General features: G+C 63.5%; 18 protein-coding genes, 1 tRNA gene and 2 pseudogenes. 8 read left to right on the top strand and 13 right to left on the bottom strand.

The genetic code is table 11. From position 1 onward, the window contains the following. Nucleotides 1-99: 99 nt before the first annotated feature. Both LJ362_RS04065 and LJ362_RS04060 read left to right on the top strand, forming a co-directional pair. The gene (locus LJ362_RS04065; RefSeq protein ID WP_139468677.1) at nucleotides 100-921 is read left to right on the top strand and encodes an HAD-IIA family hydrolase; all 822 of its coding nucleotides are present in this window, start codon (nucleotides 100-102) and stop codon (nucleotides 919-921) included. 533 nt (nucleotides 922-1,454) lie between these two features. Beyond that, nucleotides 1,455-2,156, top strand: coding sequence for a hypothetical protein (locus LJ362_RS04060; protein ID WP_264800890.1), 702 nt, complete (start codon nucleotides 1,455-1,457; stop codon nucleotides 2,154-2,156). A gap of 109 nt (nucleotides 2,157-2,265) precedes the next feature. On the opposite strand, the gene cls is transcribed toward LJ362_RS04060, so the two are convergent. From cls to LJ362_RS04040, 4 genes and pseudogenes are all read right to left on the bottom strand, one after another. After that, nucleotides 2,266-3,738 carry a cardiolipin synthase gene (gene cls, locus LJ362_RS04055; protein ID WP_264800889.1) on the bottom strand — a complete coding sequence of 491 codons (1,473 nt, stop codon included), beginning with the start codon at nucleotides 3,736-3,738 and terminating at the stop codon, nucleotides 2,266-2,268. Nucleotides 3,739-3,913: 175 nt separating this feature from the next. Beyond that, nucleotides 3,914-5,086, bottom strand: a complete 1,173-nt coding sequence (locus tag LJ362_RS04050) for an acyl-CoA dehydrogenase family protein (protein WP_264800888.1) — start codon at nucleotides 5,084-5,086, stop codon at nucleotides 3,914-3,916. A 47-nt stretch (nucleotides 5,087-5,133) separates the two neighbouring features. After that, nucleotides 5,134-7,142, bottom strand: a pseudogene (locus tag LJ362_RS04045) (acetyl-CoA carboxylase biotin carboxylase subunit). 17 nt (nucleotides 7,143-7,159) lie between these two features. Next, nucleotides 7,160-8,773, bottom strand: coding sequence for a carboxyl transferase domain-containing protein (locus tag LJ362_RS04040; RefSeq protein ID WP_264800887.1), 1,614 nt, complete (start codon nucleotides 8,771-8,773; stop codon nucleotides 7,160-7,162). A gap of 134 nt (nucleotides 8,774-8,907) precedes the next feature. Here LJ362_RS04040 and LJ362_RS04035 point away from each other — a divergent pair, with 134 nt between their 5' ends. Further along, the gene (locus LJ362_RS04035; RefSeq protein WP_264800886.1) at nucleotides 8,908-9,534 is read left to right on the top strand and encodes a TetR/AcrR family transcriptional regulator; all 627 of its coding nucleotides are present in this window, start codon (nucleotides 8,908-8,910) and stop codon (nucleotides 9,532-9,534) included. 64 nt (nucleotides 9,535-9,598) lie between these two features. On the opposite strand, the gene LJ362_RS04030 is transcribed toward LJ362_RS04035, so the two are convergent. From LJ362_RS04030 to LJ362_RS04020, 3 genes are all read right to left on the bottom strand, one after another. Next, complete coding sequence (locus LJ362_RS04030; RefSeq protein ID WP_264800885.1) at nucleotides 9,599-10,519, bottom strand: NADP-dependent oxidoreductase; 921 nt, start codon at nucleotides 10,517-10,519, stop codon at nucleotides 9,599-9,601. Between the two features lie 93 nt (nucleotides 10,520-10,612). Beyond that, entirely contained in the window at nucleotides 10,613-12,790 is a 2,178-nt protein-coding gene (locus LJ362_RS04025) for a 3-hydroxyacyl-CoA dehydrogenase NAD-binding domain-containing protein (RefSeq protein ID WP_264800883.1), read from the bottom strand. 1 nt (nucleotide 12,791) lies between these two features. Beyond that, nucleotides 12,792-14,000 carry an acetyl-CoA C-acetyltransferase gene (locus LJ362_RS04020; RefSeq protein ID WP_264800881.1) on the bottom strand — a complete coding sequence of 403 codons (1,209 nt, stop codon included), beginning with the start codon at nucleotides 13,998-14,000 and terminating at the stop codon, nucleotides 12,792-12,794. A gap of 286 nt (nucleotides 14,001-14,286) precedes the next feature. On the opposite strand from LJ362_RS04020, the gene LJ362_RS04015 reads away from it, so the two are divergent. Next, nucleotides 14,287-14,691: a hypothetical protein gene (locus LJ362_RS04015; protein ID WP_264800880.1), complete on the top strand. Its 405-nt coding sequence runs from the start codon at nucleotides 14,287-14,289 to the stop codon at nucleotides 14,689-14,691. A 264-nt stretch (nucleotides 14,692-14,955) separates the two neighbouring features. Here the strand turns inward: LJ362_RS04015 and LJ362_RS04010 are convergent, their stop codons facing one another. Continuing rightward, complete coding sequence (locus LJ362_RS04010) at nucleotides 14,956-15,354, bottom strand: hypothetical protein (RefSeq protein WP_264800878.1); 399 nt, start codon at nucleotides 15,352-15,354, stop codon at nucleotides 14,956-14,958. Between the two features lie 394 nt (nucleotides 15,355-15,748). On the opposite strand from LJ362_RS04010, the gene LJ362_RS04005 reads away from it, so the two are divergent. After that, complete coding sequence (locus tag LJ362_RS04005; protein WP_264800877.1) at nucleotides 15,749-16,237, top strand: FBP domain-containing protein; 489 nt, start codon at nucleotides 15,749-15,751, stop codon at nucleotides 16,235-16,237. Nucleotides 16,238-16,364: 127 nt separating this feature from the next. Continuing rightward, a pseudogene (locus tag LJ362_RS17065) lies at nucleotides 16,365-16,574 on the top strand (hypothetical protein); the annotation flags it as partial. Nucleotides 16,575-16,584: 10 nt separating this feature from the next. On the opposite strand, the gene LJ362_RS04000 reads toward LJ362_RS17065, so the two are convergent. The 4 genes from LJ362_RS04000 to LJ362_RS03985 all read right to left on the bottom strand — a co-directional run bounded on the left by LJ362_RS04000 (nucleotide 16,585) and on the right by LJ362_RS03985 (nucleotide 18,596). Beyond that, entirely contained in the window at nucleotides 16,585-17,253 is a 669-nt protein-coding gene (locus tag LJ362_RS04000) for a hypothetical protein (protein ID WP_264800875.1), read from the bottom strand. Next, on the bottom strand, nucleotides 17,250-17,459 hold the full coding sequence (locus LJ362_RS03995) for a hypothetical protein (RefSeq protein WP_264800873.1): 210 nt from the start codon (nucleotides 17,457-17,459) through the stop codon (nucleotides 17,250-17,252). The genes LJ362_RS04000 and LJ362_RS03995 overlap by 4 nt, the downstream gene beginning before the upstream one ends. Before the next feature lie 120 nt (nucleotides 17,460-17,579). Beyond that, the gene (locus tag LJ362_RS03990) at nucleotides 17,580-17,984 is read right to left on the bottom strand and encodes a hypothetical protein (RefSeq protein WP_264800871.1); all 405 of its coding nucleotides are present in this window, start codon (nucleotides 17,982-17,984) and stop codon (nucleotides 17,580-17,582) included. A gap of 24 nt (nucleotides 17,985-18,008) precedes the next feature. Continuing rightward, nucleotides 18,009-18,596 carry a hypothetical protein gene (locus tag LJ362_RS03985; RefSeq protein WP_264800870.1) on the bottom strand — a complete coding sequence of 196 codons (588 nt, stop codon included), beginning with the start codon at nucleotides 18,594-18,596 and terminating at the stop codon, nucleotides 18,009-18,011. Between the two features lie 176 nt (nucleotides 18,597-18,772). Here LJ362_RS03985 and LJ362_RS03980 point away from each other — a divergent pair, with 176 nt between their 5' ends. After that, entirely contained in the window at nucleotides 18,773-19,174 is a 402-nt protein-coding gene (locus LJ362_RS03980; protein WP_264800869.1) for a tyrosine-type recombinase/integrase, read from the top strand. A 78-nt stretch (nucleotides 19,175-19,252) separates the two neighbouring features. Here the strand turns inward: LJ362_RS03980 and LJ362_RS03975 are convergent. Then, a tRNA-Thr gene (locus LJ362_RS03975) sits at nucleotides 19,253-19,325 on the bottom strand. Between the two features lie 210 nt (nucleotides 19,326-19,535). On the opposite strand from LJ362_RS03975, the gene LJ362_RS03970 reads away from it, so the two are divergent. Beyond that, nucleotides 19,536-20,654 (top strand): M20/M25/M40 family metallo-hydrolase, encoded by a 1,119-nt coding sequence (locus LJ362_RS03970; protein ID WP_264800868.1) that lies wholly within the window; start codon nucleotides 19,536-19,538, stop codon nucleotides 20,652-20,654. Nucleotides 20,655-20,659: the final 5 nt, after the last annotated feature.

Here is a 20,659-nt window from a genome sequence, read left to right as displayed (position 1 = left end):
GGGGTACGGCACCCCGGATCGGACTTCTCAGCACACTTGCGCCCAACCCGACTAGGCTGGAAGCAGCCGCTTCGGCCCACCCCGAGCTCGAGGAGAGACATGGATCGCGATTCGATCGACTGCTGGCTGACCGATATGGACGGTGTCCTGGTCAAGGAGAACAATCCTCTGCCGGGAGCCGCAGAGCTGCTCGCCCAGTGGCGTCAGGCCGATATCCCCTACCTGGTGCTGACGAACAACTCCATCTACACCGCTCGTGATCTCTCCGCCCGGCTGCGCTCGAACGGGCTCGACGTCCCCGAGTCGAACATCTGGACCTCTGCGATGGCCACCGCGGATTTCCTGTCCAATCAGGTCGAGCACGGCACGGCCTATGTCGTCGGCGAGGCGGGGCTGACCACGGCGATCCACGAGGCCGGGTTCGTCATGACCGAGCACGACCCGGACTTCGTCGTCGTCGGCGAGACCCATTCATATTCGTTCGAGGCGATCACGAAGGCGATCCGCCTCATCGACGCCGGCTCCCGCTTCATCGTCACGAACCCCGACGCCACCGGTCCCTCCCCCGAGGGCGTCCTGCCTGCCACCGGCGCCATCGCCGCTCTCATCACGAAGGCGACGAACCGCGAACCCTACGTCGTGGGCAAACCCAACCCGATGATGTTCCGCTCGGCCCTGAATAGGATCGGCGCCCATTCGATGAGCACCGCAATGATCGGCGACCGCATGGACACCGACATCATCGCGGGCATGGAAGCGGGCATGCACACGGTCCTCGTGCTGTCGGGAATCTCCACCGCCGAGGATGTCCGCCGCTTTCCGTTCCGACCCAACGAGATCGTCGACGGCGTCCACAATCTGCTGGACGTGCCGCTGGAGAGCCGCGGCGACCTCGGCCCCGACCCCACAGGCTCCGCCTGAGGCACGCCTCCTTCGCCGAGAGACAGGGGGCATGCACCCCGGGCCGCCGAGAAACGGGCTGAGTGTCGAAACACGGGTGCGTACACCCGTGTTTCGACACTCAGCCCGTTTTTCGATGGAGCCGGCGACCTTGCAACCCAGCACAGGCCCGTGCTGCATCAATCCCTTCGCCGTCGCCGAAGCTGCACCATTCGACCACACAAATTAACCACGTTTAATAGTATTTGCTTGCATTTGGCATATTTTAAGATCATCCTTGATAGATGTTCCAAGTGCTGACAGCGCAACAGCTCCGTGGACTCGGCATGTCCCGCAGACAGTTGGCCGAAGCCAAACGATGCTGCCTGCGCCTAGTCAGGAAGGGTCACTACGTGATCCGCAAGTCGTGTGATGATAGCCATCACGGACCCATCCGCGGTCTTTCCACGGATCACGACACTTCGTTTCCAAAAGCCTTCGGAGATCTGCGGGACGAAGCAGAGGAGCTGAGGGTCCAGATCGCATGCCGCCTCGGTGAGCTTCTGCCGGGAGATGTGTTCTCTCATGTTTCGGCCGCGCTCATCCACTGTCTTGACCCCGCTGTACTCGAATCGTCGAAAGTCGAGATTTCCAGGAACTCCCGTACCCGCAACTACGACGGCGTGTTCATCTACTCGCGCAGACTTCCACCGGAACAGGTCTCATCCGAGTTCGCCTATCCGGTCACCACTCTGCCCAGGACTCTGGCTGACGTTGCTCTTGACCGTTCGCTCGAAGTTTCTGTACCGCTCATCTCTCAAGCACTCCGTTCGGGAGAGGTGGACCGGGCAGACATCACCGATCTGTTGGCGAAAGGGCAACGCGGACGCCGAAGAGCCCTCTTGGCCGTTGATCTCTCGAGCGCCGAATATGAATCTCCAGCCGAGGCGGTCTGCGCAGTGAAGTTCCATCGCTTCGGAGTAACCGGAATGGTCCCGCAGGTCGACACGTTCACAGAGTCGGGCAAGTTCATCGGACGCAATGACTTTCGGCACAAGTCCGCTGCTGTCGCAGTGGAAGTCCACGGTCTCGGCAAGTTCTATCTCAACCCTCACGGCCCTGATGAGGCGGCCAAATTGAGTCATCAGCGCAATATGGATCTTCTCAACGCCGGCTTCAAGGTCTTCAACCTGAGCTTCGGCGACCTCTTCAGACCTCGCATCTTCGCTGCGATCAAGCGGGCCATCGAGACGACTGATCAGCGAAAAACGGGCTGAGTGTCGAGACACGGGCGCGCACGTGCGTTTCTCGACACTCAGCCCGTTTCTCGGCGAAGCAGCCGTGCCTCAGCCCGTTTCTCGGCGAAGCAACCTTTTCCCAGCCCGGCTACTGCAGCGAAGAGGTCAGGCGCATGACCGACTCCATGTACCGGCGGGGCCATGGCCGCTTCTCCCATTCCTCCAGGGTGAGTTCGTGGCTGACGTCCTGGTAGTCGGCGACGACGTCGACGATGTCGTCGACCAGGTCGCCGCCGGTGGTCAGCAGGCTGATCTCGTAGTTGAGGCCGAACGAGCGCATGTCCATGTTGGATGAGCCCATCACAGCATAGAGGTCGTCGACGATGAAGCACTTCGTGTGCAGCACGGCGGGTTTCGGGTACAGGAAGATCCGCACCCCAGCTTCGAGCAGCGACCGGTAGTAGGACGACTGTGCCCGGTCGACCATGTACTGGTCCGCCTGCTCGCTGACGTAGAGTTCGACGTCGACCCCACGCCTGGCCGCGGTCTCCACGGCGGCCAGCAGCGATTCGTCGGGCACGAAGTAGGGGCTGACGATGGCCAGACGCTTCTGCGCCAGGTACATCATCGAGGTGAAGACCTTGAGGTTCGGAGCGGTCGTGAACCCGGGGCCCGAAGGAACCAGCTGCATCGCGCTCGTCGCCCCGCCGACTTCGGGCTCGTTTCCGTCGCGCTCGTACGGGCGGATGCCCAATGCCTGTCCCGATTCGGAATACCAGTCGGTGGAGAACACCGCTTCGATTCCAGCGACGATGGGCCCGGAGAGCTCGACCATGATGTCGTGCCAGTTCCGGCCGATCTGTGAGTTCTTCCTGTTGAGGTAGCTCGAATCGATCATGTTCTGCGAACCCATCATCGCCCGCTTGCCGTCGATGACGAGCAGCTTGCGGTGGTTGCGCAGATCGATGCGGCGAGCCTTGCCGCGCCAGGGAATGAACGGCAGCATCAGGTGCCACTCGATGCCGGCGGCGTTCAGTCGTCTGCCGAACCGGTGGAATCCCGGATACTTCCGGGATCCGATGTGGTCGAACAGGACACGGACTTCGACCCCGCGCGCAGATGCTCGCTCGAGAGCCTGGAAGAAGACGTCGGTCGTCGAATCCCACGCCATGATGTAGATCTCGACGTGGACGTATTCGTGTGCCCCGTCGACGAGTTCGGCCATCCGTTCGATCGAGTCCTCGTAGTCCGAGATAACCCCATGACTGTCGCCGGTGACCATCGGCAGTGCGGTCAGTGCCCGCCCCAGTTGGGCGACGGAGACGAATTCGGGTTCGGCGACCAGCGACGGCGGCACATCGGGCAGGTCGTCGGCGCCTTCGTGCATGAGTTCGTTCGCTTCGGCCTGGATCCGGGCGCGGCGCTGATCGATATAGGGGCTGCCGAGCAGCAGGAATGCGGGAATCCCGACGATCGGCACGAACAGGATGAGCAGCAGCCATGCCGATGACGATGACGGGCGACGGTTCTCCGGCACCACACCGACCGCAATGATCTTCACGATGTATTCGATGACGATCCACGTCGTCGTCGCCACCGATGCCACCATGCTGAGATCCATGTGCTCCCACTTCCCCTTCGGTCGCCGTCTCACCTCACGGTGTTATCGGACCAGAATATCGCCCGCCGAGGCGGCCCCGCACGTCCGTACGGATGTGCGGCGCCGCCTCGGCGGGCGATTCGGCATGGGTGACCGACGGAAGGTCGGCACCTGCTCTCAGATCAGGAGCAGGAACTCAGAGTCCGAGTTCGCGGGCGATGAGCATGAGCTGGACCTCGGTGGTGCCTTCGCCGACTTCGAGGATCTTCGAGTCGCGGTAGTGGCGGGCGACGAGGTATTCGTTCATGAAGCCGTAGCCGCCGTGGATCTGGGTGGCGTCGCGAGCATTGTCCATGGCTGCTTCGCCGGCGATCATCTTCGCAATGGCGGCTTCCTTCTTGAACGGCAGTCCGGCGAGCATCCGCGAAGCCGCCAGGTAGTACGCCGACCGGGCGGCGACGACGCGGGCTTCCATACGGGCGATCTTGAAGGAGATGCCCTGGAAGTCGGCAATCGGCTTGCCGAAGGCCTGGCGCTCCTTCGCGTACTTCACGGATTCGTCGACACAGCCCTGGGCGGCGCCGACGGACAGGGCGCCCACGGCGATGCGGCCCTCGTCGAGGATGCGCAGGAAGTTCGCGTAGCCGCGTCCGCGTTCACCGAGGAGGTTCGCTTCGGGCACCTGCACGTTGTCGAAGGTGAGCGGGTGCGTATCCGAGGAGTTCCAGCCGACCTTGTCATAGGCCGGTTCGGCGGTGAAGCCGGGGGTGCCGGTCGGAATCATGATCGTCGAGATCTCAGGCACTTCGCGGCCCGACTTCGACGTTCGGGTTCCGGTCACGGCGGTAGCGGTGACCAGGCGGGTGATGTCGGTTCCGGAGTTCGTGATGAAGCACTTGCTGCCGTTGATCGTCCAGGTCCCGTTGTCCAAAGTGGCCTTGGTCCGGGTGCCGCCGGCATCGGATCCGGCCTCGGGTTCGGTCAGGCCGAAGGCGGCCAGGCCCGAGGCGTCGGTAAGCTTCGGCAGCCATTCCTTCTTCTGCTCTTCGGTGCCGAAGCGGTAGATCGGCATCGCCCCGAGCGAGACCCCGGCTTCGAGCGTGATGGCCAGGGACTGGTTGACCCGGCCGAGTTCTTCGATGGCCAGGCACAGAGCGAAGTAGTCGCCGCCCATTCCGCCGTACTCTTCGTCGAAAGGCAGACCGAACAGCCCCATCTCGCCCATCTTCGCAACGAGGTCGTAGGGGAACTCGTGCTTGGCGTCGAGTTCGGCTGAGACGGGTGCGACCTCTTCGTCGGCGAACTTCGCGACACCTTGGCGCAGGTCTTCGTATTCTTCAGGCAGCATTCCCGGTACAAAGGTTTCCATTGTTTCCTCCCCGCTTGTGGCGTGGTTGTGGTGTGAGTGGCTGGTGACTATTCGGCGGCTTCTGCGACGGCCTCGGCTGCGGCTCCCTCGACGACGGTGGCAAGCACTTCGTCGAGGGCGACCTGGGCACCTTCGACGGCGGTGACGGTGACGATTCCGGCTGCGGGTGCGGTGAGCACGTGCTCCATCTTCATCGCTTCGACGATGACGATCGGATCTCCCTGTTCCACCGCGTCCCCGGTCTCGACCTTGATGTCGACGACGGAGCCGGGCATCGGGGCGAGCACCTCGGCGCCTTCCAGCCCAGGCGTCAGCGACGAATCGGCCAGGGGTCTGGTGAAGACGTGAATTCCGGTGTCGGTGCTCACCCAGATGCTGCGGTCACGGGCATCGGAGAAGATCCGCGCCGTGTGCTGAATCCCGTCGAGGGTGACATGCCACAGTCCGTCGGCGTCGACCTCGACGGCTCCCGCTCGAGCCTCGACGTCGACCGTCTCTCCGCCCGTGGCCAGGGTGACCGTGGCGCGGAAGTCCGGACGTGAGGTGCGCCAGGCGCTGGGTCCTGCCCACGCCGAGGCGGCCGACCGATTCGCGGTCAGCTCCGCGTCCGTGACCGGTCCGGTCAGGGTCGTGCCTGCCGCTCCCCCGGTGACCGTGACAGCGGCGGCCGCCAGCTGCGCGTGCGTCTCATCGGCGCAGTGCGCCAGCTGATCCTCGCCGAGGTTGTCGATGAGTGAGGTGTCGAGATCACCGGCGACCACCTCGGGCAGGCTCACGAGGGTGCGCAGGAAGTCGATGTTCGTCACGATTCCCGGAACCGCCGAGGCGGCGAGCGCGGAATCGAGACGGGCGATGGCCTGGGCGCGGTGATCGGCGCGGACGATGAGCTTGGCGATCATCGGGTCGTAGTCCGAGGCGATGGTCTGCCCGGCTTCGAGCCCGGCGTCGACGCGGATGCCCTCTCCTTTCGGGAAGACGACGTCGAGGGCGCGACCGCCGGTGGGCAGGAATCCGCGCGAGGGGTCCTCGGCGTAGATTCTCGCTTCGATCGAGTGCCCGGTCAGCGTGATGTCATCCTGCGTCAGCGGCAGCTCTTCGCCCGCGCCGACGCGCAGCTGGAGTTCGACGAGGTCGACTCCGGTGACCTCCTCGGTGACGGGGTGTTCGACCTGCAGTCGAGTGTTCATCTCCATGAAGAAGAACTCATCGGGACGGTCTGCCCCGACGATGAATTCGACGGTGCCGGCACGACGTAGCCGACGGATTTCGCGGTCTCGCAGGCAGCCTGGCCGATTCGGGCGCGGGTCTCTTCGTCCAGCAGCGCCGAGGGTGCTTCCTCGATGACCTTCTGGTGACGGCGCTGCAGGGAGCATTCGCGTTCGCCGAGGTGGATGACATTGCCGTGAGAGTCGGCCATGATCTGGACTTCGATATGGCGCGGGGTGGCGACGAGGCGTTCGAGGAACAGGGTGTCGTCGCCGAAGGAGCTCGCGGCTTCGCGGCGGGCGGTCCGCAGCGCCTCGGCGAGCTTGCCGGCCTCGAAGACCGCGTGCATGCCTTTTCCGCCGCCACCGGCGGAGGGCTTGATGAGTACGGGGAAGCCGATGTCCGTCGAGGCCGCGATGAGGGCTTCGTCGCTCATCGCGGCGTCCTTCGTCCCGGGTACGAGCGGCACCCCGCGGGAGGAGACGGCCTGCTTCGCGGTGATCTTGTCGCCCATCGTCCGGATCGCCTCGGCACCGGGGCCGAGGAAGACGATTCCCGCGTCGGCGCAGGCGGCGGAGAATTCGGCGTTCTCCGACAGGAAGCCGTAGCCGGGGTGGATGGCTTCGGCTCCCGTGGCCTGTGCTGCGGCGATGACTTTGTCGATGCGCAGGTAGGACTCGGAGGCTGCCGCCGGCCCCAGGTGGACCGCGGTGTCGGCGGCCTTGACGTGGGCCGCATGGGCGTCGGCGTCGGAGTAGACGGCGACGGTGCGGATGCCGAGTCGGCGGCAGGTGCGGATGACGCGCAGGGCGATCTCGCCGCGGTTGGCGATGAGGACTGTTGAGAACATTTTCGTCATGGAGGGGCTCACATTCTGAAGACGCCGTAGCCGCTGGCGTTCAGCGGGCGTTCCATCGGTCCGAAGCGGGCGAGTTCGAGGGCCAGTGCCAGCACCTGGCGGGTGTCACCGGGTTCGATGATGCCGTCGTCCCATAGCCGTGCCGTCGAGTAGTACGGGTTGCCCTGGGCTTCGTACTGGTCGCGGATGGGCTGTTTGAAGGTGTCCTCGTCGGCAGCGCTCCACTCCTCGCCGCGGGCCTCGAGCTGGTCGCGTCTGACGGTCGAGAGCACACTGGCGGCCTGCTCTCCGCCCATCACGGAGATGCGGGCATTGGGCCACATCCACAGGAAGCGCGGGGAGTACGCGCGGCCGCACATCGAGTAGTTGCCGGCGCCGAAGGAGCCGCCGATGACGACGGTGAACTTCGGGACGCGGGCTGTGGCGACGGCGTTGACCATCTTCGCGCCGTGTTTGGCGATGCCGCCGGCTTCGTAATCGCGGCCGACCATGAATCCGGAGATGTTCTGCAGGAACACCAGGGGCACGCTGCGCTGGTCGCAGAGTTCGATGAAGTGGGCGCCCTTCTGCGCGGATTCGCCGAAGAGGATGCCGTTGTTGGCGATGATGCCGACCGGGTGTCCGTCGAGGTGAGCGAATCCGGTGACGAGGCTCGTGCCGTATTCGGCTTTGAACTCGTGGAACTCGGATCCGTCGACGAGGCGGGCGATGACCTCGCGGACGTCATACGGTGTGCGCGAGTCCACGGGTACGACGGAGGTCAGCTCCTCCGGCGAGTGTGCCGGCAGGCGGGATTCGATGACGTCCCAGTTCGGGGTGCTCTTCGGCCCGAGAGTCGAGACGATGTCCCGCATGATCTCCAGCGCATGGGGGTCGTTGGCCGCGAGGTGGTCGGTGACGCCGGAGACGCGGGAGTGCAGCGCTCCGCCGCCGAGCTCCTCGGCGGTGACTTCCTCACCGGTGGCGGCCTTGACCAGCGGTGGGCCTCCGAGGAAGATCGTGCCCTGCTCGGAGACGATGATCGATTCGTCGGCCATCGCGGGGACGTAGGCGCCGCCGGCGGTGCAGGAGCCCATGACGGCGGCCAGCTGCGGGATGCCCGCTGCCGACAGGGTCGCCTGGTTGAAGAAGATGCGACCGAAGTGCTCCCGGTCGGGGAAGACGTCGTCCTGATTCGGCAGGTTCGCGCCACCGGAGTCGACGAGGTAGATGCACGGAAGGCTGTTCTCTTTGGCGACTTCCTGGGCCCGGAGGTGCTTCTTCACGGTCACCGGGTAGTAGGTTCCGCCCTTGACGGTGGCGTCATTGGCCACGATCACGCATTCGCGGCCGGCGACCCGCCCGATTCCGGTGATGATTCCGGCACCTGGGCTGGCATCATCGTACATGCCGTTGGCGGCCAGCGGAGAGAGTTCGAGGAAGGGAGTGCCGGGGTCGAGGAGATGCTCGACGCGCTCACGCGGCAGCAGCTTTCCGCGATCGATATGGCGCTGCCTGGACTTCTCGGAACCGCCGCGGGCTGTGGCCGCAATGCGCTCCCGGAGTTCAGCGATGAGTTCGGCGTGGGCCTCGGAGTTGACCTGTCCCGTCGCCGGACTGACCGCAGTTCCCACTGCTTTCATTCCATCCTCATTTCAGTTAATGATTCTTAACTGACTGCTATGATACTGCTCACAGGCAGAACTGACAACGCACGAGCCAGCCCGCACCGACGTCGTCCCAGGCGGTGGGCATCAGGCTCAGGGAAGGAGGCCGGATGTCGATCTCGGACGAGGCCAAGCCGACGGCGCGGGCAGCGGCGAAGGCGGCCAGGCGCGAGCAGCTGCTCGAGGTCGCGAAGACGCTCTATGCTCGGCACGGCTTCCATGGGGTGCGCCTCGACGACCTGGGCAAAGGTGCGGGGATCTCGGCGCCGGCGGTCTACCGGCATTTCTCGTCGAAGGAGGCTGTGCTCGAGGAGCTCCTCGTCGGCATCTCCGCCTATCTGCAGTCCGGAGGGGAGGAGATCGTCTCCGCGGCATGGGACACCGCGTCGGGGATCTCCCCCACCGAGGCGGCTCAGACCCTGCGGCGTCTCATCGACTTCCATGTCGACTTCGCCATGAGCGAGCCCGAGCTCATCCGCATCCAGGACCGTGACCTCGAGGCGCTGCCGGACGAATCGCGACGGACCGTGCGGCGTCTCCAGCGTGCCTATGTCAGTCGGTGGGCGGAGGTCGTCGAGGCCGCGCACCCGGTGTGGACGCTGGAGTCAGCCACTGTGCGCGTGCATGCGGCGTTCGGGATGATGAATTCGACCCCGCACCAGGCTCGTCGCTCCAGCGCCGAGGTGGTCGGGGTCGAATTGCGCGCCGCTGCTGCCGCGGCGCTGGGACTCAGCTGATCACCGGATCAGCCGAGTCCCGCCTCGGGGATATTTCGATCGCCGAGGACGGTATAGCCGATATTCAGGGCACGATGACGAGCTTGCCGCGGACGTGTCCGGTGGCGCTGTCCTTGAAGGCCTGGGGAACATCGTCGAGGCCGTAGGTGCCGGCGACGGTGACGGTGAGTTTCCCTTCGTCGACGAGGAGGCCCAGGCGTGCGGTCTCGGAGCCGTCGGGACGCACCCAGACGTAGCGTCCGCCGTGCTCGGCGACGCTGGGATCGGCCACCGAGGCGTGCGCCCCGCTCTCGGAGAGCACGGCCAGGGTGTCCTCGAGGACTCCCCCGACGAAGTCCGCGACCCCGTCGACCTTACCGCCGGCGGCCTCGAGGACACGCTCGACCAGACCGTCGCCGTAGGTCACGGGTTCAGCGCCGAGTCCGCGCAGGTATTCATGATTGGCTTCAGAGGCGGTGCCGATGACGCGTGCTCCGGCGGCGCGGGCGATCTGCACGGCGAAGCTGCCCACTCCCCCGGAGGCGCCGTGGATGAGTACGGTCCTGCCTTCAAGGTCGCCGAGGGAATCGAGGGTGCGCAGAGCGGTGCCGCCGGCCAACGGCAGTCCGCCCGCCTGTTCCCAGCTCAGACTCTTCGGCTTCGAGGCGACCGCACGCACGGGGACGGCGACCTTCTCGGCGAAGGTTCCGCCGCCGAGCACGTCCTTGCGTGCATAGGCGACGACTTCATCGCCGATGGAGAATTCCGGGGTGTCGAAGCCGAGTCCGATGACGACACCGGCGACGTCCCAGCCCGGGGTGACGGGGAACTGCGTGGGCATGACCGGGTCGAGGTGTCCGCCGACGAGTGTCCAGTCGACCGGGTTGACTCCGGCAGCCCTGACTTCGATGAGCACCGAGGCGGGCGGCAGCTTCGGATCGGGCAGCTCGCGGACGGTGATGTCGTCGAAGTTCTCGGTGTAGGCGTCATAGACGGCGGCGCGCATAGCAATGGCCTTCCGGTAGATGTCAGTGACACTGAAGTCTCAGTGTGATTGGACAACACCGGAAGGCCATCAGGCTATTCCAGGGGTGAGCGCTTACTCGTAGGTCTCCCCCGTCTTCGCACGTTCGACCAGCGAGGCCGGCGGTGTGAAGTGTTCGCCGTACTTCGCAGCCAGATCATTCGCCCGAGCGACGAAGCCGGCCAGTCCGCCTTCGTACTGGTTGACATACTGGAGCACGCCGCCGGTCCAGGCGGGGAATCCGATGCCGAAGATCGAACCGATGTTCGCGTCCGGCACCGAGGTGAGCACACCCTCGTCGAGGCATTTGATCGTCTCGATCGCCTCGGCGAAGAGCATCCGCTCCTGCAGATCGGCGAAGGGCTGATCGTTCGACCCGGACTCGTACTTCTCGCGCACACCCTGCCACAGCGTGGTTCGTTTGCCGTTCTCGTCGTAGTCGTAGAAGCCGGCGCCGTCCTTGCGTCCGGTCCGTCCCTGCTCGACCATCCAGTCGAAGACGGCTTCGGAGGGGTGGGCGATCCAGGTGCTGCCTGCGGCCTGGACCGCGTCGCGGGTCTCCTTGTTGATCTTCTGCGACAGGGTCAACGTCAGTTCGTCGAGCAGCTGCAGGGCACCGGTGGGGTATCCGGCCTGCAGTGCCGCCTGTTCCACGCTGGCCGGCTCCACGCCTTCACCGACGGCGGCGACCGCCTCGGCGATGAAGGTGCCGATGACGCGGGAGGTGAAGAATCCGCGCGAGTCGTTGACGACGATCGGAGTCTTCCGGATCTGCTGCACGAGGTCGAAGGTGCGGGCGAGGACCTCGTCGGAGGTGTTCTCACCGCAGATGATCTCGACCAGCGGCATTTTGTCGGCCGGCGAGAAGAAGTGGACGCCGATGAAGTCCTTGTCGCGGGTGACGCCCTTGGCCAGGTCGGTGATCGGCAGGGTCGAGGTGTTCGAACCGAGGACTGCATCAGGCTCGACGATGTCCTGGATCTCCTGGAACACCTTCTGCTTGAGATCGACGGATTCGAAGACCGCCTCGATGACGAAGTCGACACCGGCGAAATCCTCGGCCGAGGCACTCGGTGTGATCCGGTCGAGGACGGCCTGCGATATCACCTCGGTGGTCCTGCCCTTGGCCAGGGCCGATTCCTCACGCTTGGCGGCGTAGGCCTTGCCCTTCTCCGCATTGGCGAGCTCGACGTCCTTGAGGACGACCTCGATGCCCGACTTCGCAGCGCTGTAGGCGATCGCGGCACCCATCATTCCGGCACCGATCACGCCGAGCTTCTTCACCTGGCGGGGTTCGAAGCCGTCAGGGCGCGAGCCGCCGGAGTTGATGTGGCCGAGGTCGAAGAAGAACGCCTTGATCATGTTCTTCGCCACCGGAGTATGGGTGACGTTGACGAAGTAGCGGGACTCGACCGTCAGCGCGGTGTCGATGTCGACCAGTGCGCCTTCGACCGCAGCGGCGACCACGGCTCGCGGAGCCGGCATCGGTGCGCCCTTGCCCTGCTTGCGCAACAGGGACGGCAGCGCGGGAAGCATGGCGCCGATCTTCGGCGAGGACGGGGAGCCGCCGGGGATCTTGAAGCCCTTGACGTCCCACGGCTGCACAGCCTCGGGGTTGGCCTTGATCCAGGCCTTGGCCTTGGATTCGAGTTCGGCAGCAGGGGCGAGTTCGTCGATGAGGCCGAGCGCCTGGGCGTCGGCAGCCTTGAACTTCGTCGACGGCAGGATGGCCTTCTGCAGTGCGGTCTGGATGCCGAGCATGCGCACCGACCGGGCGACTCCGCCGCCGCCGGGCAGCAGGCCGAGTGAGACCTCGGGGAAGCCGAAGCGGGCGCTCGGGTTGTCATCGGCGGCGATTCGGTGATGAGCAGCCAGGGCGAGTTCGAGTCCGCCGCCCAGTGCCGCACCTCCAAGGGCGGCGACGACCGGCTTGCCGAAGGTCTCAAGGCGACGCAGCACCTTCTTGAGGTGTTCGACAGCCTCGAATTCCTCTGCCGCATTGGCCGGGTCCGCCTCGCGCAGCTTGTTGAGGTTTCCGCCGGCGAAGAAGGTCTTCTTCGGGGAGGTGAGGACAACACCGGTGATGTCATCGACATTGGCTTCGAGCCACTCCACGGTCGCCTCGAGGGCGGCCGCGAAATAGTCATTCATGGTGTTGACCTTGGCACCGGGCTCGTCGATGACGACGGTGACGATGCCATCGGCATCGATGTTGCGCTGGTAGTCGGCAGCTGTGGTTTGAGTGTTCGTCATGTCAGACCCTTTCGATGATCGTCGCGATGCCCATGCCTGCGCCGATGCACAGGGTGACGAGTCCACGCTTGAGGTCGCGGCGCTCGAGTTCGTCGAGGACAGTGCCCAGAATCATGGCGCCGGTGGCTCCCAGCGGGTGGCCCATGGCGATGGCTCCGCCGTTGACGTTGACCTTCTCGTGGGGGATGTTGAGATCCTTCATCCACTTGAGCACGACGGCGGCGAATGCCTCGTTGAGCTCGAACAGATCGATGTCATCGACGGTCATTCCGGCCTTGTCGAGGGCCTTCTTCGTCGCCGGAGTCGGACCGGTGAGCATGATGGTGGGCTCGGATCCGGTGACCGCGGTGGAGACGATGCGGGCGCGGGGCTTCATCCCCATCTTCTGGCCGACTTCCTCGTCACCGAGGACGACCAGCGAAGCTCCGTCGACGATTCCGGAGGAGTTCGCGGCGGTGTGGACGTGGTCGATGGCTTCGATCCAGTGGTACTTCTGCAGAGCCACCTCGTCGAATCCGGTCTGAGCGGCGAGCTTGGCGAAGGCCGGGGGCAGCTGCGACAGCGATTCGACGGTCGAGCCGGGACGCATGTGCTCGTCACGGTCGAGCACGGTGATGCCGTTGATGTCCTTGACCGGGATGATCGAGTTCTCGAAGAGGCTGTTCTCCCAGGCCGCGGCGGCTCGCTTCTGCGATTCGGCGGCGAAGGCGTCCACGTCTGCACGGCTGAAGCCCTCGGTGGTGGCGATGAGGTCGGCACCGATTCCCTGGGGCACGAAGTACGTGTCATAGTTCGTCGTCGGATCCTGCGCCCAGGCTCCGCCGTCGGATCCCAGCGGCACACGGGACATCGATTCGACGCCACCGGCGAGGACGAGGTTCTCGAATCCGGAGCCGACCTTCTGGGCGGCGATGTTGACGGCTTCGAGCCCGGAGGCGCAGAAGCGGTTGACCTGAACGCCGGCGACGGACTCGTCGAGGCCGGCGGCGATCGCGGCGACACGGGCGATGTCGCTGCCCTGTTCGCCGACTGGAGAGACGACGCCGAGGACGATGTCGTCGATCTGGGAATCGTCGAGGTCCGGATTGCGCTCGCGTACGGCGTCGATGAGGCCGGTGACGAGATCGATGGGCTTAACGCTGTGCAGCGCCCCGCCGCGGTTCTTACCGCGTGGGGTGCGCACTGCGTCATAGATGAACGCTTCGCTCATGTGTTCCTCACAGTCTGGATGGAAGACCGACCACAAGATCTGATCGATCGTTCAGTAACATTCGCACGTCCCATTGTGCCCCGGTTTCGGGTGACGAGCAACACACGCTGGTCCCGCTCGCAGCATGGCGCGACGACGGATGGGAGAGGGGCGGATTGAGCCGACAGTCTCCTCCGAACTCTCGAACTGATAACAGTTCCCCGGCCGAGTCATTTCAGCGACACCGGGGCACAGCAGCTGTGGTTAAGATGGCTCGACTCAATCATTTCTGACCCCCTGGAGAATCATGTCCTTGACCGCCCCTGCCCGCACGAAGATGGGCTCAAAGCTGATGGCGCTGACCCTTGCGGCCGGCCTGATCGCCGGCCCCATCGCCGTCGACGCGGCACCCGCCGAAGCTGCGACGAAGAAGTGTGCGGTGAAGATGTCGAATTCGAAGCCCCGCCAGTACTCGAACACCTGGGTCAACGTCTCGAAGGTCGGTTCGAAGGCCAAGGTCGAGACCCTTGCCCACTACAAGACGACGAAGACGAAGAAGAAGGCCACCGCGTCGAAGAAGGGCAAGGCGTCTCTGAAGTACTACATCTCCGGCGCTACCCCTGGTAAGGCTGTCAAGGTGACCGTGACGGCAAAGAAGGGCAAGACGACGTGGAAGTGCTCGACGTCGTTCAAGCCCGTGAAGAAGCGGTGAGCGTCTGAGGGTCTCGCGTCCTCGGCGCAGACTCGACGAATGCAAAATGCCCCTCTGATCATCATTTGTGCTGATCAGAGGGGCTGTTGCCGAGCCGCCTGCGGGAATCGAACCCGCGACCTATTCATTACGACGCTCCGTGAACCTGGGCTGATATGAAAGCGTATGAACGACCGTGTGACCTGGGTCGATGAACGTATTGTGCGCGATTCCCAAGTCGTCACCGGGTGCACCGACTTCGCCGCAAAGCGCATCGTAAGCGCATCACTTTCCCGGCCACCACACACCGTCCGGCTTTAGCCACACACCGATCGCCTGACACCGCCGGTCCTTGGATTCAACGAAGATCGCACCGTCGAACCCGAGCCGGGTCGCCGTGCCGTCGAGCCACACTTCACCATCCCGCTCGAACACGACACGGGCACGCACCGGTACGGGCGGACGATTCTGGAACGAGCCGCGGGCGCCGGCATCGTTGCGGATCTTCTGCCAGTACCGCCAAGTGGCTGTGCCGTAGTCCTCATATTCGATCATGTGTTCTATTGTGCATCCGCCGTACTTCGCCCGCAGCCACACGCCGAACCGGACACGAGCGCACGCGAACTGAGCTAACACCGATTTCCCACCGAAAGCATCGACGCCAGCAGTACGCAACAGAACCATGTTGAACCAGTGACGTGGACTTGGATATAGTCAAACTCGGAAAGTATCGCCGAACCACCTGGAATCTCAGGAAGAAAGGAATGGTGGCCCTCGTGGCCTGCTTCTAGTTTTGCTGCCCTAGAATCACCCGAACTCCGCATTCACAGCCAGTCGGGTGATAGGTGACTTGTGCCTAAGCACAGTCGACCTAGCTTCTACCCATTCCCTGTTGCCGTAGCTGATTGCCACGCTAACCATTCTCAGTTAGCGACTCGCGTTCACCGGTCATGCTTGGTGCGAACAAAGCCCGCCAGCACCCCCAAAGAGCTGCCCGCAAGAATGCGCGAAGGCTAAACTGCACCGGCTTCACGGCTATTCAACTTCAGGCAACTACTGAAATCAGAGAAAGCCAGTCATGCAGCAACTCAATGCCACCCAGATTAAGAAGTCCTTTATCAACACCTCTCGCCGCGAAGTGGAAAAGATCACACTGCCACCCAATCTCGCTGAGATCGAGTGGGCCGAGCTCGACTACTTTGGTTGGGCTGATGCGAAAATTCCTCAACGGGCCTACATTGTCGTCCCCGTAGACGACGTCCCACGCGGACTGATGCTCAGGGCAGTGCCCATGGCGAAGTCCCAAGCGATGTGCAGTTGGTGCGAGGACTTGCACGAGACCACCGGCGTACGGATGTTCACAGCGAAGAAGGCCGGGCCTTCGGGACGAAACGGCAATTCGCTCGGGACGCTCATACACGGCAATTTCGAGTGCTCCGGGATCGTCAGGAATCCTCCACGCGCAGTCGAAGGTCACAATGACTTCGAAGCCCATGTGTCAATGCGCGTCGACAAACTGAACGAACGTGCCACCAGCTTCGTCAAGAGAGTGCTAGGCGAAAAGTAGCCCCCACTCGGGCCCGTCAAACCACGGCGATCCCACCATGAAACAACGTAGGCCCCCGCCGTAACCACGGTGGGGGCCTACATTGCATCCGCTACCCTATTGCCATGCCCTCAACGATGAGCCCAGCATGAGTACCTGTGCCGCAGTGTGGTGCGACCGGGACGCCATAGCACGTGGACTGTGCAAACGCTGCTACGACCGATACCGGCGCGGCATCAGCCCCATCTCTCCGACCAAGCGTCACGCGGTGGCCGAGGACAAGGCACGCCTGCGCGACGAGATCACCCTGCGACGTGAGGCTGGACAGAGCATCGCAGACATTGCCGCCGCGGTTGGTGTGAACACATCTACCGCAAGCAGGTGGCTCCGACAGTGGGAAGTCGAGGTCGGGCAGCGCGAAGATGCGAGGGCCGCGAACCTGTGGCGGTCGTGGACACGCGAGGATATCCACTTCGCTGTGGGACGCACAGACCTGACCGTCCCGGAACGGGCAGCTGAACTGGGACGGTCAGTGGCGAGTATCGCCTCTCGTCGACGCCTGCCTTGAGTGTTTCGGCCGCGTACCGGGCCAACTGGTCCTGGGCTTTGTGCAAAAGCGTATACACGACATGCTGGCGGGCTTCCGCGGTGCGTTCGTACTGTTCCCCGAACTCCGGGTTGTCCTTGCCGACGACCTTCGTTTCGCCCCACCACAGGTCGCAGTCAGTTTCAAGGAGCTCCACTTGGTGCCGCAACCACTCCACCTCGCCGGCCTTGGAGGCAACGAGGTCGAGGAGCGCCTGGGCGGGGTCAAGGTCAGTGTGGGGTGTGCCCAGCCTGCGTGCGACGCGGGTGAGCTTCTCCTGCTCGAGATTCCGTGCGGCGGCCGCTCGCGCCTTCTTGGAGCCGGAGCCATGCCTCAAGCAGGTTTTCGCACCGCGAATCGGGTAGTTTCCGCACTGCTTGCCAGATTGACGCTTCGATGCTGCCCAGCACTTCTTCGGGTCCCAGTCGGAGCGGTCGATATTGTCGCTCACAGTCCGCTCAATTCGGTGGTGACGTACACGGTCGCGTCGTTGGGTACCGAGTGCAGGTGGTCGCCAATGCGGAGGGTGCTGGTGTCGGTGGAGGTTTCGAGGGTGATGGAGTGGAGTGTGCCGCTACGGCATCGGCCGAGGGTTGCGAAGGTCGGCAGAGTCACGGTCTTGCCGAGGTCGCTTGCGTTGAGGTGTCTGACGATCATGCCCGAAGCTTGTGACCGGACACGGGAGAGTTGCCAGGGGCGACACGCGGGTGACAAAAGAAGAGTGGCCCGACCGCGTTTGCGTGGGCCACTCCTCGAGTTGGAGACTATTCGGGTGTGTTAGCTTTCGATGATCTGAAAGTCGCCTTTCAGCCGAAGTTCGCCGACCGTGATTACCTGGAGGTCGCCGACTTCAAGCATCTTCCGGGCGTTCTCCTCCTGAAAGAAGACATCTTCAACTGCGGCGTCACTCAGAAGCTCGATGGCTCCCCCACCATCTGGTGTCGGCCTGTAAGTTGCCATGTAGTGGTAGGCGTAAACGGTGTCGCCGGGCTCTATCGTGTGTTCACCTGCGTCCTCGACGTCACGTTCCTCCCAGCTGATCTTGTAGCCCGTTTGCTCCTTTTCGATTCGTTCGCATTCGGCCTCATCGCTAAATATGCCGACCAGCGGATCGATCTTTTCGTCTGGATCGAATGGAGACGTCTGTTCAGCGAACAGTAGGTACAACTTCTGCTTACTCATTGGTTAAGTCTCGCATCCTGTCAGTTAGTGTGGTCCGCATTCTGCACTGATTGGCGATGCGTATACCCGCGCCCACAGTGTTCGACCTTGATGGCGCAGACGCCCGATCGTGCTCGCAGACCACTTGTGACTCTTGGTTCCCTCGCACTTGTATTCCATGTTCGTTTGCTGGAACTTGACGACCCAGTTTTTCCTCTTGTACCGGAACTCTCCAGGCTTCAGGTCCTTGTCGGTCGCAGCTTGCGGCACCTGTATACCGGTTTTCACCCACATCAACGCGTTCTTGTAGCGCAGCTGGGAGGCCATCTTGATCCCAGTTACCTTCTTCGTGCACACGGTGACTGGTTTGACCCCGCCGTGCTTATGACCGCTCGATTTCCTGGTGTGGAAGCTTTCTGGATATAGAACGCACGGCCCGAAACGGACGCTGGCGGCCTGAGCCGATATTCCACCAGGGTTCTCTTGCTCGATTTTGTCGAGCTTCTTCATGGCCTCTTCTTCCGTGTCGGCTTCGACGTAGGGTGAGGCTCCTTGCATGCTCGTCAGCTTTTCGTCGGTGACCTCGCTCTGATTCGAGGCCGCAGCCGGGGTGACAACGAAGCTGACGAGCATAGTCGCCATAGCAGCGCTGGCCACTAAAGACTTGATCAGTCTTGTTCACCACAAGGCCGTCGCTCTGGCGGCATAAACCCCGGAGTCAACTAAACCGTCAGCAGTCCCACTTCGAAGCCACTCCCCCGACGATCTCAGTCATGGGCACCGTCACTCTCGGAGCGGACGGTGGTGGGATGCAGTACCAGCCGGCACCGAAGTCAGAGACCTCGAAACGGATCCTGAACCCGCCGACAATCGCCGCCGAAGCATTGCGCCGACAGTTCGAGGACCGGGAGTTCAGGCCGGAGTCCGAGGCAGTATTCGCGTCAGAGACCGGGACGTGGCGGGATCCGTCGAACTATCGGGCTCACTTCCGGCAGGTACGGAAGATCGCGGATCTGGATTGGGTGACGCCGAAGACGATCCGCAAGACCGTTGCCACGACGATCTACACGGCGGATGGCTTGGACAATGCGTCCCAGCAGCTTGGACACTCCGAGGTTGGGGTGACGGCGAAACACTATGTGCAGCGGCTCAATATCGGCCCTGCTGGAGTGGTTGGGGTGCTGGATGAGTGGTTCCAAAGCGCATCGTAACCGCATTATTCGGTGTTCTGGGAAACGAGAAAGCCCCTCCCGATCCAGTGTATTCGCTGGTGGGAGGGGCTGTTGCCGAGCCGCCTGCGGGAATCGAACCCGCGACCTATTCATTACGAGTGAATCGCTCTGCCGACTGAGCTAAGGCGGCAACCGAACCAACTTTAGCCAACTTCTCTGCCAACGGTCAAAACGACGATCGGCCTACTAGGCGGTTCCGGCAGAGAGATTCGTCACCCCCTCGCCAGCACGCGACAACCGAGCACCTGGCCCACCTCAGACCGGGTGGCGCCGGGCCGCAACCGGGCACCCGTTAACCTTGAAAGGACAGTGGGCTGACAAGCGAGAAGGTGAGACATCCATGGCAGAGTTCGACTCCGACGACTTCATGAGTGATTTCCAGGCGCTCATCGAATGCGAGTCGTTCTCCAACGACCTCTCTTCCTTGGCCCGCAGCGCCAGACTCGTCTCGCGCATCGGCACCGGAATGCTCGGTGCCGCACCTCAGATCATCGAGACCGACGGCCACCCGCATGTGCTGTGGCGCTTCGGCACCGGCCCGCGCAAGGTCGTGCTCATCGGCCACCACGACACCGTCTGGCCAACCGGCACGCTCGCTGACTTTCCGTATTCGGTCAGGGACGGAGTGGTTCGCGGACCCGGCGCCGATGACATGAAGGGCGGACTGCTCATCGCCATCTACGCGTTGGCAAAAGTCCGCGCCGAACTCGGCCATCTTGATGGTGTCAGCCTCCTCATCACCGCCGATGAAGAACTCGGTTCCCCTGGTTCCCGGCAGATCATCGAAGACGAAGCGCGCGGAGCGAAGGCGGCTCTCGTGTTCGAAAGCGGTGCCGCCGACGGTGCCGTCAAGATCGCTCGCAAAGGCGTGGCGATCTACCAGCTTGAAGTCACCGGTCTGGCATCGCATGCCGGAGTCGAACCGGAAAAGGGCATCAACGCCACCATCGAAGTGGCCAACCAGGTCATCGAGATCGCCGGCCTCCATAAACCTGCGGTCGGAACCTCTGTCGTCCCGACCGTGATGACCAGCGGATCGACCACGAACACCGTGCCGGCCAAAGCCGTCGTCGGAATCGACTCCAGAGCAGCCTCGGCGGATGAACAGGTCCGCATCGATGACGCCCTGCGCGGCCTGACACCCACCGTGGCCGGCGCGAAGATCGAACTCAAGGGCGGGATCAATCGCGCCCCGCTCGAAGAGGACATGGCGATGGGTCTCTACGCCCGTGCCCAACGACTGGCCGGACGTCTCGGGCATCCCCCGCTGCGGTCGGTCGCCGTCGGCGGCGGGTCGGACGGCAACTTCACCGCTGGAGTCGGGACGCCGACCCTCGACGGACTCGGCACCGTCGGCGGAGGTTCCCACGCCCGGACCGAACACGCTCTGCAGATCTGGATTCCCCGCCGTATCGAACTCACCGCAGCACTCGTCGCCGAGCTCCTCGGCGACGACTGAGCGTC

It is taken from the genome of Brevibacterium sp. JSBI002 (assembly GCF_026013965.1).
Taxonomy (GTDB): domain Bacteria; phylum Actinomycetota; class Actinomycetes; order Actinomycetales; family Brevibacteriaceae; genus Brevibacterium.
This window is presented reverse-complemented; position numbering and strand designations above follow the sequence as displayed.